At 70.4% G+C, this 14446-nt stretch carries 13 protein-coding genes and 1 riboswitch; of the genes, 9 read left to right on the forward strand and 4 right to left on the reverse strand.

What is annotated here, in order from left to right:
- Positions 1-4: 4 nt before the first annotated feature.
- Positions 5-1510, reverse strand: coding sequence for an FAD-dependent oxidoreductase (locus ACMTAK_RS18645; RefSeq protein ID WP_413807277.1), 1506 nt, complete (start codon positions 1508-1510; stop codon positions 5-7).
- A gap of 176 nt (positions 1511-1686) precedes the next feature.
- On the opposite strand from ACMTAK_RS18645, the gene ACMTAK_RS18650 reads away from it, so the two are divergent.
- The 4 genes from ACMTAK_RS18650 (at position 1687) to ACMTAK_RS18665 (ending at position 6326) form a co-directional block, all read left to right on the forward strand.
- Positions 1687-2406, forward strand: coding sequence for a DUF6333 family protein (locus ACMTAK_RS18650; RefSeq protein WP_413807278.1), 720 nt, complete (start codon positions 1687-1689; stop codon positions 2404-2406).
- Between the two features lie 197 nt (positions 2407-2603).
- A complete protein-coding gene (locus ACMTAK_RS18655; protein ID WP_413807279.1) occupies positions 2604-4982 on the forward strand; it encodes a hypothetical protein in 2379 nt (792 codons plus the stop codon).
- Between the two features lie 163 nt (positions 4983-5145).
- Positions 5146-5733 carry an RNA polymerase sigma factor gene (locus ACMTAK_RS18660; protein ID WP_413807280.1) on the forward strand — a complete coding sequence of 196 codons (588 nt, stop codon included), beginning with the start codon at positions 5146-5148 and terminating at the stop codon, positions 5731-5733.
- Complete coding sequence (locus ACMTAK_RS18665; protein WP_413807281.1) at positions 5730-6326, forward strand: hypothetical protein; 597 nt, start codon at positions 5730-5732, stop codon at positions 6324-6326. The genes ACMTAK_RS18660 and ACMTAK_RS18665 overlap by 4 nt, the downstream gene beginning before the upstream one ends.
- Here ACMTAK_RS18665 and ACMTAK_RS18670 read toward each other — a convergent pair.
- Together ACMTAK_RS18670 and ACMTAK_RS18675 are read right to left on the reverse strand one after the other, a co-directional pair.
- Positions 6308-7039, reverse strand: a complete 732-nt coding sequence (locus ACMTAK_RS18670; RefSeq protein ID WP_413807282.1) for a nitroreductase — start codon at positions 7037-7039, stop codon at positions 6308-6310. The two genes, ACMTAK_RS18665 and ACMTAK_RS18670, sit on opposite strands and share 19 nt — an antisense overlap.
- Before the next feature lie 130 nt (positions 7040-7169).
- The gene (locus ACMTAK_RS18675) at positions 7170-8102 is read right to left on the reverse strand and encodes an IPT/TIG domain-containing protein (protein WP_413807283.1); all 933 of its coding nucleotides are present in this window, start codon (positions 8100-8102) and stop codon (positions 7170-7172) included.
- A 493-nt stretch (positions 8103-8595) separates the two neighbouring features.
- Between ACMTAK_RS18675 and ACMTAK_RS18680 the strand changes: the two genes are divergently transcribed.
- The 5 genes from ACMTAK_RS18680 (at position 8596) to ACMTAK_RS18700 (ending at position 13728) form a co-directional block, all read left to right on the forward strand.
- On the forward strand, positions 8596-8883 hold the full coding sequence (locus tag ACMTAK_RS18680; RefSeq protein ID WP_413103194.1) for a hypothetical protein: 288 nt from the start codon (positions 8596-8598) through the stop codon (positions 8881-8883).
- A gap of 41 nt (positions 8884-8924) precedes the next feature.
- Positions 8925-9095: a DUF7196 family protein gene (locus ACMTAK_RS18685; RefSeq protein ID WP_201858189.1), complete on the forward strand. Its 171-nt coding sequence runs from the start codon at positions 8925-8927 to the stop codon at positions 9093-9095.
- An 80-nt stretch (positions 9096-9175) separates the two neighbouring features.
- Complete coding sequence (locus ACMTAK_RS18690; RefSeq protein WP_413807284.1) at positions 9176-9682, forward strand: GNAT family N-acetyltransferase; 507 nt, start codon at positions 9176-9178, stop codon at positions 9680-9682.
- A gap of 110 nt (positions 9683-9792) precedes the next feature.
- Positions 9793-9953, forward strand: a riboswitch (cobalamin riboswitch).
- A 302-nt stretch (positions 9954-10255) separates the two neighbouring features.
- The gene (locus tag ACMTAK_RS18695) at positions 10256-12679 is read left to right on the forward strand and encodes a ribonucleoside-diphosphate reductase subunit alpha (protein WP_413807285.1); all 2424 of its coding nucleotides are present in this window, start codon (positions 10256-10258) and stop codon (positions 12677-12679) included.
- 17 nt (positions 12680-12696) lie between these two features.
- Positions 12697-13728 carry a ribonucleotide-diphosphate reductase subunit beta gene (locus ACMTAK_RS18700; protein ID WP_413807286.1) on the forward strand — a complete coding sequence of 344 codons (1032 nt, stop codon included), beginning with the start codon at positions 12697-12699 and terminating at the stop codon, positions 13726-13728.
- A gap of 51 nt (positions 13729-13779) precedes the next feature.
- Here the strand turns inward: ACMTAK_RS18700 and def are convergent, their stop codons facing one another.
- Positions 13780-14409, reverse strand: coding sequence for a peptide deformylase (gene def / locus ACMTAK_RS18705; RefSeq protein WP_262701755.1), 630 nt, complete (start codon positions 14407-14409; stop codon positions 13780-13782).
- Positions 14410-14446 lie beyond the last annotated feature (37 nt).

Here is a 14446-nt window from a genome sequence, read left to right on the forward strand (position 1 = left end):
GAGACTACCGCCACCCGGGTGAGGCACCCCCGGTGCGCAACCCGACGGCGTCGAGGCGGGCCTCGATGGTGTGAAGGTCGGCGATGGCCGCTATGTATCCGTCGGGGCGGATGAGCGCCCACTGCCCGGCCGCCAGGCCGTACGCGTCGCGGAAGTGGCCCCCGGTGTCGTTCAGATCGCCGCGCGGGCCGGTGGTGTGGATGTGCAGGCCCTTGCGAACGGCCGGGACGGCGGTGCGGTCGGTCTCGTAGCCGAGCAGGGTCCAGTGGGGGCCCTGGAAGAGGCTGAAGAGGCGGGTGTCGAGCCCTCCGGCACCGGTGACGGGGGCGTCGGGGGCGCGTTCCCCGGCCAGCGGACCCTTGTCCCGGTGCGGCGTGGCGATCGTGAGAGGCGAGTCCGCATAGCCGAGGTCGAGCTGGCTGGCCTCACGGCCCCGGCTGGTGAAGCGGCTCTTCGCGGCCTCCAGCAGCCGCTCGGAGAGGCCGAGAACCGCCTCGGCGATCGGGCGGCGCTCCCGCTCGTAGCTGTCCAGGAGAGAGCGCGGGGCGCCGTCCAGGGCGGCGGCGAGCTTCCAGCCGAGGTTGTACGCGTCCTGCACGCCGGTGTTCAGGCCCTGCCCACCCGTCGGCGGATGGACGTGGGCGGCGTCACCGGTCAGGAATACCCGGCCGATCCGATACGTGTCGGCCAGGCGGGCGTTCATCGAGAAGACGGAAGCCCAGGCCACCTCGCGGACGACGATGTCGGTGCGGCCCGTGCGTTCGTGGAAGAGGGCGGTCAGGCCCGCCGCCGAGACGTCGATGTCCACGTCGAAGGGGACCGGCCCCACGTACTGGAACATGTCCGTGCCGTACAGCGGGCACAGTGACACCTGCGCGTCCGTGCCCTCCCCCCAGCGGTGCCAGGCGTCCGTCGAGACGCCGTCGGCGCGTACGTCGGCGACGACGGCCCGCACGCCGAGCGTCTTGCCCGGGAAGCCGATGTCCAGGGACTTGCGGACGAAGCTCGATCCGCCGTCGGCACCCACGAGATAGGCGGCGCGCACGGTCCGCTCCCCGGACGGAGTGGCGATCCGCGCGGACACCCCGTCGTCGTCCTGGTCGATTCCGGTGAGCTCGTGGCCGTACAGCGGGGCGTGCCCCAGCTCGGCCAGGCGCTCGCGCAGACAGCGCTCGGTGAGGAACTGCGGGACCAGCAGCGGGATGTGGTACGGCTCCGCCGGGGTCGGGCCGGACACCCCGAAGGGCCGGTCGACCGGCCCCTCGTCGGCGTAGAAGCGCATCACGGGGTACTCCCCGCCGGAGGCCACGATCCGGTCGATGACACCGAGGTCCTCGAACACCTCCTGGCTGCGGGCCTGGATCCCCTTCCCACGGGATCCGATGAAGGGCCCGGCCGCCTTGTCGATCAGCAGGAAGTCCACGTTTCTGCGGGCGAGGTCGATGGCGAGTGTCAGTCCGGCGGCACCGGCGCCGCAGATGAGCACTTCGAGTTCCGAGACACGGGGCATGGCTTCGCCTTCCACGGGTAAGTTCATCGTGTGCAGAATGCACGCGATGAAGAGGTGAAGTCAAGCGGAAATAGGCCCCTGGGCGGAGATAATATGTGCTTCAAGCACACACTTGGACGACGGTGCCGCAGAGCCGCTCCCGTCCCCGGCCCCACCCCGCCGCTACGGTGTTTTCCATGTCTGACGAGACCCTGTGGGACTTCCCCTCCGATGAACCGGTGGAGCGCCACGGCGAGTTCACCCTGACCGTCGTGCGCCCGCCGTTCCCCGGCCCGGACGGCGTGCTCGCGGCCCATGACGAGGGGCGGGCGCGGGCGTTCGCCGAGGCGTTCGGCACCGTCGACCAGGTCCTGGACCACCGAGGGACGATTCCCGTCACCGAACTCATCGAGGTGGACACCCGCGCCGACCTGGAGGTGGTCCGGGTCGGCTGCTGGAGCGGCGTCACCGAGATCAACGACCCCGCCCTGATCAGCCTGTCCGAGCGGTTCCCCATCGAGGAGCAGGCCGAGGCGCTCGCCGACCGCCATCCCGACGCGGCCATCGTCGCCGCCGCGGAGATGGACCTCCCCGGCGCCGACTACGGAACCTGGAAGATCGTCCACCCCGGCGGCGCCCGTATCTTCGCGGCCGGTTTCGCCGGTGAGGAGGACTGGGACGTCGAAGGTGAGGTGACCGCGATTCTCGACGCCTTCGGAATCACCCCGGAGCAGGCCGCCGCCGTCGGGGTCGACCCCGCCCACGCGCCGGGGAGCTTCGCGTGGGACGCCCTCGCGAGTCTCGCGCTCAAGGCGGTTTCGCCCACCGACCGGCGCGGTCTGATGGCCTCGGTCTTCCGGGTGCGGCGCACCGAGGATGCCGTCGTGGCGATGGAAGACACCTGGTTCGAACGGTAACGAGACGCGTGGTTCGAACGGTAACGATCCGAGAACCAGTCAGTTTTGACGCGGACACGCCGAGCGAAACTCCACGGCAACACCCGCCCCACCCACTAGCGTTGGGCCGCCGTCGGCGCAACCGACACCCAAACGCAGCCTCGGAGTCCCTTTACGCGCCGCGGCATTGAACGGGGGCTCCAGGGGGAGGGCGCACGTTGTCCAGCCTCATACCCAAACCTACGCATCCACGGCGCCTCTGGGCGCGCCTGGCGGTCGCCTTCACCGCGGCCAGTGCCGTTACGCTGAGCGGCCTGCCCGGCCTCCACACCGACGAGGCCGAGGCCAAGCCGCGCACGCAGCGCTGTGACGAGAAGTACCTGGGCCAGAAGATGGACCGCACCCCGGCGAACTCCGGCCCTCCGGACAACCTGGAGTACGACCCCTGGCCCAACGACGAGACCTACACCTACGACAACCCGGCCAAGGCGTACGACGGCGTCCTCCCGCCCACGGAGGAACAGCTCAAGAAGGCGGGCACGGACTACCGCAAGTGGCAGGAGGACGCCGACAAGTCCGGCAAGCCGGCCGACCGCGTCATGGAGATCTACGCCCGCTACCAGGAGCAGCGCGAACGTGGCGGATACACGGACTTCAGGCGCTACCTGGACGTGAAGTACATCGGCAAGCCCGGCAACAACTACCGCGGCGAAGCCTTCATGGCCCGCATGGTCAAGAAGTACAACATGGTCGGCCCCGACTGGTGGTGTGAAGACCCCGTCGACTACATCGACGAGAACGGCAACAAGAAGCGCCGCTGGATCGACGCCCGCAACCGGCGCACCGATGTGCACGTCGAGGGCAAGTCCAACGGCGAGGTCAAGCAGGGCCAGGTCGACGCCGACCGGCAGATCGCCAAGCAGAACCAGAAGGTCACCAACCGGTATCTGACCGGTGCGCACACCGAACAGAGCACCAAGGACCGGATCTCCCAGCTCAACAAGGACATCCAGCAGCACCGCAACACCACCCGCACGGTGGCCGGGATCAACGAGCGCCGCTCGAACGCGATCGAGCGCACCCAGAAGCCGAACAACTACACGCGCTACGACCCGCGGTTCAACCCCGACCCGCGCAAGAACGGCATGCGCGGTCCGCTCATCGACCAGGCGCTCCGGTCGGGGAAGAGCCTGGAAGAGGCCCAGAAGATCCAGCGGATCTACAACAACAACAATTCCCGCGGCTACTTCATGCGCGGCCCCGGCGGCATCGACTTCTCCAGCCTTGAGCTCAGCTATGTGGGCGACCCCGTGAAGGGCAAGGGCTTCAACTACTCGATGAAGGCCGACTACGCCAAGAACCCCGACACCAACCCGGGGTACGGCGGGGACGCCAAGCTGTCGATGTCCTCGGACGCCATGTTCACGTGGCTCGCGCTCACACCGGACAAGTTCTGGGTCAACCTCAACCCGGACCAGCCCGAGACGATCATGGACAACAAGTTCGCGTCCACCGATGCCGGCCGGGTGCTGCTGGAGGCCGACCTTCAGCTCAAGCACGACTTCTTCAAGGCCATGGACCCCAAGACCGCCACCGGCAAGGCGGCGTGGGACGGCCTGGTCAAGCGGAACGGCTGGCCCTGCCTGAACTCCGGCCGCAACTGGATCGAGCCCAAGACGGCCAAGGTCCGCGAGCAGGACGGCGGTGTCTACATCCTCGACGCCCCGCTGAAGCTCCAGTCGGAGTACGCGGAGGTCAACACCCCCGGCCCCGGGGGCGGCAACTCCTGCGCCAAGGACCTCACCAAGGCCGAGATCGAGCAGAACCAACGCGTCCTCGACAGCACCGTGGTCCCGCTCGTCGAGAAGTGGATCAACACCGAGCCCCAGTACGCCGACCTGCGCCGGGTCTACAACGCCCGGGTGGCGGCCGAGTACATCCGCCGGAAGGACGCGGCGTCGCCGACGGACTTCCACAACATCATCGACAGCAACGACGTCAAGCGGTGGCCGCTGCGCGCTCCGAACCAGGACTGGGACAAGCAGCAGGTCTTCGACAAGTACCGGAAGATCTTCACCGAAGGTGAGTTCAAGTACGAGCTCACCAAGGGCCAGGAGGTCTGGGTGATCACCGTCGGCGGCGTGGACTTCTCCAAGGCTCCCAAGCGGAACATCAGCCGCACCCAGTTCAACCTCCAGCACCGCGGCCTGGACAAGACCACCAAGACCTCCACCGGCGCCGAGACGACGTACCAGGACACCGAGACCGCGTACCTCGGCGGGACCTCGGGCAAGCTCCCCGGCGGCGACGAACCCAACCCGACGCCGACCCCGACCCCGACGCCGACCGACAAGCCGACGGACAAACCCACGGACAAACCGACCGACCAGCCGACCACTCCGGCACCCGACCCGTCCACCCCGGGCGCCGGGGACGCCGGTCAGCCGCCCGCGACCAAGGACCCGGACGGGGACCTCGCCGACACCGGTTCCAACATCCCAGTGGGCCTGATCGCAGGCATCGCCGCGGCCCTCGCGGCAGCCGGCGGAACGCTGGTGTGGTGGATGCGGCGGCGCAGGACCACCGAGGACGGCTAGGCGGTTTCCACCGCCCTGATGGCCCAGGCCGGGGCCCGCGCTTCGCGGGCCCCGGCCTGGGCCGCTGTCCGGATGAAACGGTCGGGGGCCGTGCGGCCAAGTACCGGGTGAAGGGATCACCGACACCTTGGAGGAACGGGTGCCCCTCATACCCGAACGACCCATGAGCCGGGGCGCGCCGCCACGGCCGGACGCCGCGGGATTCGCGGCGTTCTACGAGGAGAACTTCGACGCCGTCCTCGGCTTCGTGACCCGGCGCACGACCTGCCCGCAGGTGGCCGCGGACCTCACCGCCGACATCTTCGTCGCGGCGCTGGAGGCCGCCGGCCGGTACGACCCCGGGCGCGGCTCGCCCGCCGCCTGGTTGTACGGCATCGCGCGCAACGTCCTGTCCTCCCATTTCCGGGGCAACGTCCGCGAGCGGCACGCGGTGGCCCGGCTGAACGGGCACCGGCTGCTGGACGAGGAGGACATCGCCGCGCTGGAGGAGCGGATCGACGCGGAACGGGCGGCGCGGGAGCTGGCCGAGCGGCACAGCGCGCTGAGCGAGCCGCTGCGCGAGGTCCTCGATCTGGTGGCCGTCGACGGCCTCACCCCGCGCGAGGCCGCCCAGGCCCTCGGGCTCAACCAGGCGACGGTGCGGGTCCGACTGCACCGCGCCAAGCGGGCGCTGCGCGCCGCACACCCGGCCCGCGCCGACCGCGCCGACCGATCCGATCGCACAGAACGCGCCTTGGAGGTTGTCTCATGAGCACGCCCACCGGATTCAAGCAGCGTCTGGCGTCGGAGCTGTCGGCCATGGCCACGGACCCGGCCCCCGTTCGGGCCACCCGGGCCCCGGCCCGCCGCCTCCGCGTCCGGTTCGCGGTCGCGGCGGTGGCGGCGGCCGCCGCCGCCGCGGTGGTCGTGCCGACGCTGAGCGGCTCGGGCGCCTCGCCCGCGTACGCCGTGACCGAGCAGGACGACGGCTCGCTGATCCTCCACCTGGACCGCGCCGAGGGGCTGCCCGGTCTACAGAAGCAGCTGAAGGAGATGGGCGTGCGGGCGGCCGTCCTGGAGGGGGACGAGAACTGCCCCACGGGCGCACCGCCCCATGCCCCCTGGGCCACGGCGGGCTACGCGCTGACGTTCCCGTCCGCGCCCGGGAGGGCCCTCATCCACCCGGACATGATCCCGGACGACACCGTCCTGCCGAATGGCAAGCGGATCAAGGGCGCGACGCTGCTCATCGTGGCGGAGTTCGGCAAGGACCACACGACCAAGTCGGTGTCGTTCCGGCTGGTGCGGAAGGTCCCGAAGTGCAGCGTGCCGGGAATCGGCGGCGGTCAGGACGCGCACGCCTGACGCGAGGGCGGAGCCGCGGGCGACTCCCCCGGCTCCGCCTCCGTGGCCCGCCCGTCGAGGAAGGTGACCGTCTCGGCGAGCGGGGCCCGTTCCGTGCGGGCGTGAGGCGCGGTCGGGTCCTCGTAGCCGATCGACATGCCGCAGAAGAGGATCAGCCCCTCCGGGGGCGACACGACCTCCGCGACGGTCCGGCGGTACACCGACCACGCCATCTGGGCGCAGCTGTGCAGCCCCTCGGCACGGAGCAGCACCATCACGGTCTGGAGATACATCCCGGCGTCGGCCCACTGGGCCGGTCCCATACGGCGGTCGAGGTAGCAGAACAGAGCGGCGGGCGCGCCGAAGCAGTCCCAGTTCGCGGCGACGGCCGCGTGGCGGGCCCGCTGGTCGTCCCGTGGGATGCCGAGCGCGGCGTACCGCCGCTCGGCGGCCTCGGCGCGGCGCTCGCGGTACGGGCTGCTCAGCTCGGGCGGGTACATCGGGTACTCCCGCTCGTCCCCGCGATCCTCCGCGGCCACCCGCTCGGCGGTGCGCTTCTTGAGTTCGGCCAGCGGGTCGCCGGTCACCACATACGCCCGCCACGGCTGGAGGTTCCCGCCGGAGGGTGAGCGGGCCGCAGCGGACAGCACCCGCTCCAGCACCTCCCTCGGAACCGGCTCATCCGTGAACCCGCGCACCGCCCGTCGGCTCATGACCGCCTCGTAGACATCCATACCGACCTTGACGGGCGAGGGCGAGGAAAGGTGACCGGTCCATCCTCAGCAGCTCGAACGCACGTCGCCGGTCACCGGGCCCTGCCGGTAGGGGCCCGGTGACCGGCGTGGTCCGGCCGGATGCGTGCGGTCAGACGTAGAGGAAACCGCCGGGGACGTTGACAGTGCCGAAGGCGGTCACCAGAGTGACCGTCGCGTTGCCGACGGCCCCGGGCGGGGTGATGCCGGCCACCGTCGTGGGAGTGGCGGTCACACCGGTGGCGGGGACGCCGTTGAACAGCACGGCCAGCACACCACCGAGGCTGGTGCCGGTGATGGTGAACGCGGTGCCGCCGGTGGCGGGTCCGGTGGCGGGCGTGATGGCCACGGGCGCCGGTGCCGGCGGCGCGACGAAGTAGGTGAAGCCACCGGGCACGTTGCCGCTGCCGCCGGGGCCGGTGAGGGTCACGGTGACATTGCCGCCCGCGGGCGGGCCCGCCGGGGTGATGCCGATCAGGCTGGTCCCGGCGGGGTTGATGGCCAGGATGGCCGAGGGGCTTCCGCCGAAGGTGACGCCGGTGACCCCGGTCAGATTGGTGCCCGTGATCACGTACACGGTGCCGCCGGTGGTCGGGCCCACGGTCGGGGTGATGGCGACGGCGGCGGGCGGGGCCGGTGCCACGTAGGTGTACGGCAGGCCGTTGCTGGTCCCGGCGGCGGTGGTGACGGTGATCTGGACGGTACCGGGCGCGTGCGGCGGGGCTATCACCACGATGCCGTCGTAGCCGGGGTTGCCGCCGCCTCCGGGCCAGCCACCTCCGCCACCCCAGCCGCCGCCACCGCCACCCCAGCCACCACCGCCGGCAACGCCGGGGTTGTCCTGGTAGACGATGGTGGCGGGCGTGCCGCCGAAGGACACGCTGGTGACGCCGCGCAGGTTCTGCCCGAACAGCCGGACGTAGTTGCCACCGGCGGCGGGGCCCGAGTCGGGCACCACGGCGAGCAGCGTCGGCGGTCCCGACGGCGGCCAATAGCCCGCGGCGGCGGCGTTGGTGGCGGCGGTCGCGAGAGCGGTCGAGGTCATGGTCGGTCCTCCCGGGGAGGGGTTCGGGTGATGTGCGCCGACGGCATGCCGACCGGCGTGGGCACACACCGCCGGTCAACGCCTCGTCGTCACCGCGCGGCCGGGACAGGCCGCACCGGAGCAACGGATGAGCCACGGGCGGCCGGTCGGGGCGCGGGAGCGGTGCGCGGATGAGATCGGAGTCATGGGCGGACGCCCAGCTCCTGGAGTGGCCGATGAGGTATGGGGCAGCCACGGCGGCCACGTTCCCAGTTACCCACGCCCCTCGGCCTCGCTCAAGGCCTCACGGCGTCCATCACTCGTTTGGCGCATGAGGGCGCGCGTGGCGCCGAGCTTGTATGACAAGCGCTCGGCTATTCGGGCGAATGCGTGCCAAGGGGTATGGCTTGGCGTCGCCCGTCATGCCTCTAATGAGTGACATCGGCAGTGCCGACCCAGCAGTGACATCGGCCGTGCCGACCCCCGTATGACCACCCGGGGAGGAAACGATCCGATGAGCCTCGCCGCGTTCCTTCTCGCCCTCGGCACCACCTGCCGGATCACCCGCTTCATCACCAAGGACACCCTGGCGGCGGGGTTCAGGATCTGGGTCGCCGACCGCTTCGGCGACGACTCCCGCGCCTCCTACCTGGTCAACTGCGGCTGGTGCACCAGCACATGGGTGGCCGCCGCCATCGCCGTCTACGCCTCCTTGCTGCACACCACCGCGTGGTTCCACCTCCCGGCCACCGCCCTGACGCTCTCCTACCTGGCCGGTGTCGCCTCGCGATGGCTGGACTGACCCACCGCCCCACAACGACCCGAGGGAAAGGAAGGGCAACCATGGCCTGCAACTGCGGCGGAACAGCGGCTCAATGGCCGCCTCAACCCGTTGTCGTCTATGAGCTGACGCTGCCGGACGGCACGGTCCGGCGCTACGTCACCCACCAGGAAGCCGACGCCGCCAACAAGCGCGCGGGCTCCACCGGAGTGATCACCGCCGTCACCCGGTGACACCGAGGACCCACACCCCACACCCCCCACACCCCGCGCCCGGCGACCCGGCTGTCAGTGGCCTGCGGCAGACTGCGGGCATGGACATCACGATCAGGCGCGCACGGGACGAGGAACTGGACGCAATCGGAGAGCTCACCGCGCAGGTGTATCTGGGGGACGGACTCCTGGACTTCGGGGACAGTGATCCTTATCTCGCCACCCTGCGCGACGCCCGCCGCCGGGCCGCCGAGTCCGAGCTGCTGGTCGCGGCGGACGCGGCGAGCGACGAGGTGCTGGGCGCCGTGGCGTTCGCCGTGCACGGCGGGGCGTACGCGGAGCTGGCCCGCCCCGGCGAGGGCGAGTTCCGGATGCTGGCCGTCCGCCCCGAATCGCGCCGACGCGGCGCCGCCGAAGCGCTTGTGCGAGCCTGCCTTGACCGGGCCCGCGCACTGGGCCTGCGGCGCATAGTGATCAGCAGCCAGCACTCGATGACCGCCGCCCACCGCCTGTACGAGCGGCTGGGCTTCACCCGTGCCCCGGAGCGCGACTGGGGGCCCCTGCCGGGGACGGACCTCACCCTCTTGGCCTTCACCGTGGAGCTGTGACGCCCCGCGCCGCACGCCCCAGGTGATGGCCTGACCCGCGCCCCAGGTCACGGGCCACCTTCGGAACGCATTAGCACATTCATGCGAAACTCCGCAGCTCCGACACAAGATATGGGGGTGCGTGCGTCGGCCGACACAAGATGTATGCTCGTCCTCGCTGTCACCGCAGGGGAATCCGGTGGGAATCCGGAACTGTCCCGCAACGGTGTACGTGTGCGCTCATTTCGGCGTGCCCGTGAGTCCGAGCACCTGCCGACGGCCCTGTGAACACGTCCCCCGGCCCCGAGGGTTGGGCCGATGGACGCTGCGTGGTGTGCCCGGCGTACGAGGAGTGCGGCATCGGCATGCCCGTACGCGCCCATCGCACCACCCCTGGCGGCCTCAGGGCCTGTCCGGAGTTGTGATCTGGGCTCGCGGGGCGTGGTACGCACGCTCGCGGAGGTTGCCGAAACGCCCTAGTAGCTCCGCTACGAGGGCCTTCCGGCGCCTTGCGATCGCACGCACCACGCCCCGCTCCCTGAGCCCAGATCACAGCTCCGGACAGGCCCTGACCGAGCGAAGGAGAGCACCTCAGTGACCATCGCGCCCGCCGATCCGGTTTCAGCGCAGGCGGCTTCTCAGGCAGCGGACGACGCGCCCGGGACCGCCCTGCTACGGACTCTCACCGGACTCACCGCCGATCTGCCCGCCACCGATCCCGGCAAGGTCGCGGCCGCCGCCCTGCGCGGCCGTCATCCCGGTTCGGACGAGGCGGAGTTGCGTGCCCTCGCGACCGAGGCGGCGGCCGGACTGATCGCCGAGGAGCCGGAGTACTCGCGGCTCGCGGCGCGGCTGCTGGCGCTGACCATCACGGAGGAGGCGGCCGGGCAGGGCGCGGTCTCCTTCTCGGCCTCCGTCCGGGTGGGCCATCGCGAGGGCCTGCTCGCCGACTCCACCGCGGAGTTCGCCGCCGCCCACGCCGAGCGGCTGGACGCGCTGGTGGAGCGGGCGCTGGCCGACGGCGCCGACAACCGCTTCGGGTACTTCGGGCTGCGCACCCTCTACAGCCGCTATCTGCTGCGCCACCCCCTCACCCGTCAGGTGATCGAGACCCCGCAGCACTTCCTGCTGCGCGTGGCCTGCGGGCTCGCCGAGGACCACTCGGAGCGGGCGCTGGAGGACGTGGCCGAGCTCTACCGGCTGACCAGCACGCTGTCGTATCTGCCCAGCTCCCCCACGCTGTTCAACTCCGGCACCCGGCATCCGCAGATGTCGTCCTGCTATCTGCTGGACTCCCCGCTGGACGAGCTGGACTCGATCTACAACCGCTACCACCAGGTGGCGCGGCTGTCGAAGCACGCGGGCGGCATCGGCCTGTCCTACTCCCGCATCCGGGCGCGCGGTTCGCTGATCCGGGGCACCAACGGGCACTCCAACGGCATCGTGCCGTTCCTGCGCACGCTCGACGCCTCGGTGGCCGCCGTCAACCAGGGCGGCCGGCGCAAGGGCGCGGCCTGTGTCTACCTGGAGACCTGGCACGCGGACCTCGAGGAGTTCCTGGAGCTGCGGGACAACACCGGCGAGGACGCCCGCCGCACCCACAACCTCAACATCGCCCACTGGATCCCGGACGAGTTCATGCGCCGGGTCGAGGCGGACGCCGACTGGTCGCTGTTCTCCCCGGCCGACGCGCCCGATCTGGTGGACCTGTGGGGCGAGGAGTTCGACGCCGCGTACCGCAGGGCCGAGGCCGAGGGGAAGGCCGTCAAGCAGGTCCCGGCGCGCCAGCTGTACGCCCGGATGATGCGCACCCTCGCGCAGACCGGCAACGGCTGGATGACGTTCAAGGACGCCGCCAACCGCACCGCCAACCAGACCGCCGAACCCGGCAGGGTCGTCCACTCCTCCAACCTCTGCACCGAGATCCTGGAGGTCACCGACGACGGCGAGACCGCCGTGTGCAACCTCGGATCGATCAACCTCGCCGCGCACCTGGGCGAGGACGGGCAGCTGGACTGGGAGCGCCTGGACGCCACCGTCCACACCGCCGTGACCTTCCTCGACCGTGTGGTGGACATCAACTTCTACCCCACGGAGGAGGCCGGGGCCTCCAACTCCCGCTGGCGCCCGGTGGGTCTGGGCCTCATGGGGCTCCAGGACGTCTTCTTCCGGCTGCGGCTGCCGTTCGACTCGCCCGAGGCCACGGCGCTCTCCACGCGGATCTCCGAGCGCATCATGCTCGCCGCGTACGAGGCGTCCTGCGAGCTGGCCGAGCGCCACGGCCCGCACCCCGCCTGGGCCGAGACCCGCACCGCGCGCGGTGTGCTGCACCCGGACCACTACCCGGACGCGGTGGCCACCTGGCCGGAGCGCTGGCAGGCGCTGCGCGCGCGGATGGCGAAGTCCGGGATGCGGAACTCGCTGCTGCTGGCGATCGCGCCGACCGCGACCATCGCCTCCATCGCGGGCGTCTACGAGTGCATCGAGCCGCAGGTCTCCAACCTCTTCAAGCGCGAAACGCTCAGCGGGGAGTTCCTCCAGGTCAACTCCTATCTGGTGGACGACCTCAAGAAGCTGGGCGTCTGGGACGCCCAGACCCGTGAGGCGCTGCGCGAGTCCAATGGCTCGGTCCAGGACTTCTCCTGGGTGCCCGCGGACGTACGGGAGCTGTACCGCACCGCGTGGGAGGTCCCGCAGCGCGCCCTGATCGACATGGCGGCGGCCCGCACCCCGTACCTCGACCAGAGCCAGTCGCTGAACCTCTTCATGGCCTCGCCGACCATCGGCAAGCTCAGCTCGATGTACGCGTACGCCTGGAAGCGCGGCATCAAGACCACGTACTACCTGCGCTCGCGTCCGGCCACCCGGATCGCCCAGAGCGCCCGGGGCGGCGCCGCCGCGGCCGCCACGCCCACCCCCACCCCCACCCCCACTGTCCCCGTCCAGCAGGCCCCGGCCGAGGCCGACACGATCGCCTGCTCCCTGGAAAACCCCGAGTCCTGCGAGGCCTGCCAGTAATGCCCACCGCATCCGAGATGACCACCGTGAACACCGCGCCGGGCCACGCCAAGAACCTGCTGGACCCCGGGTTCGAGCTGACCCTGCGGCCGATGCGGTACCCGCAGTTCTACGACCGCTACCGCGACGCGATCAAGAACACCTGGACCGTGGAGGAGGTCGACCTCCACTCCGACGTCGCCGACCTCGCCAAGCTCTCCCCCGGTGAGCAGCACCTCATCGGCCGCCTGGTCGCCTTCTTCGCCACCGGCGACTCGATCGTGGCCAACAACCTGGTGCTGACGCTCTACAAGCACATCAACTCCCCCGAGGCGCGGCTGTATCTGTCGCGGCAGCTCTTCGAGGAGGCGGTGCACGTCCAGTTCTATCTGACGCTGCTGGACACCTACCTCCCCGACCCGGACGACCGCGCCGCGGCCTTCGCCGCCGTCGAGAACATCCCCTCCATCCGGGAGAAGGCCGAGTTCTGCTTCCGCTGGATGGACTCGGTGGAGAAGATCGAGCGGCTGGAGACCAAGGAGGACCGCCGCCGCTTCCTGCTCAACCTGATCTGCTTCGCGGCCTGCATCGAGGGGCTGTTCTTCTACGGCGCCTTCGCCTACGTGTACTGGCTCCGCTCGCGCGGACTGCTGCACGGCCTGGCGACGGGCACCAACTGGGTGTTCCGCGACGAGTCGATGCACATGGAGTTCGCCTTCTCGGTCGTGGACACCGTCCGCGAGGAGGAGCCGGACCTCTTCGACGACGAGCTCCAGCGGCAGGTCACCGACATGCTGAAGGAGGCCGTCGAGGCGGAGCTCCAGTTCGCCCGCGATCTGTGCGGGGACGGGCTGCCGGGCATGAACACCGCGTCGATGCAGGAGTATCTGCAGTGCGTGGCCGACCAGCGCCTCCAGCGGCTCGGCTTCGCCCCGGTCTTCGGCTCGGAGAACCCGTTCTCCTTCATGGAGCTGCAGAACGTCCAGGAGCTGACCAACTTCTTCGAGCGGCGCGCCTCGGCGTACCAGGTCGCGGTCGAGGGGTCGGTCGCCTTCGACGACGACTTCTGACGTCAATAGGGCCGGGCCCCGGGGGCCCGGCCCTATTGACGTACGGCACACTCAGTCGTTCGGCACCGTCTCATAGCGGGCGGTGCCCTCGGCCATCTGCTTCAGCACATCCTTACGGTCGCGCTTGGAGAGCCGGTCGATGTAGAGGTAGCCGTAGAGGTGATCGGTCTCGTGCTGGAGGCAGCGCGCGAAGTAGCCGGTGCCGCGCACCGCGATCGGCTCACCGTCGAGATCCTGGCCGCGCACCACCGCGTAGTCGGGGCGGGCCAGCTCCGCGTAGGCCGTGGGGACCGACAGACAGCCCTCGTTGGAGTCGTCCAGCATCCGGCGGTCGGCGGGCAGCTCCTCCAGCACCGGGTTGCACACCACGCCCACATGGCGAACGCCCTCGTCGTCCATGCAGTCGTAGACGAAGACCTTAAGGTCGACACCGATCTGGTTGGCGGCCAGGCCCACGCCCTCCGCCGCCCGCTGGCTGGCGAACATGTCGTCGACGAGCCGCGCCAGCTCCTCGTCGAACACGGTCACGTCCCGGCACTCCTTGTGCAGGACCGGGTTGCCGTACACGGTGATCGGGCGGGCGGTGCCGCGCTCGCGGAAGGCCCGCTCGCGCTCCTCGCAGTCCTCCGTGTCCACGATGAACTCGTCGTCCACCCGCTGCTTCGTCCCTTGCTGCGACATCGTCCGCCGTACGCCTTCCTTCAACCATGATGCGTCG

It is taken from the genome of Streptomyces lacaronensis (assembly GCF_047337785.1).
Lineage (GTDB): Bacteria > Actinomycetota > Actinomycetes > Streptomycetales > Streptomycetaceae > Streptomyces > Streptomyces lycopersici.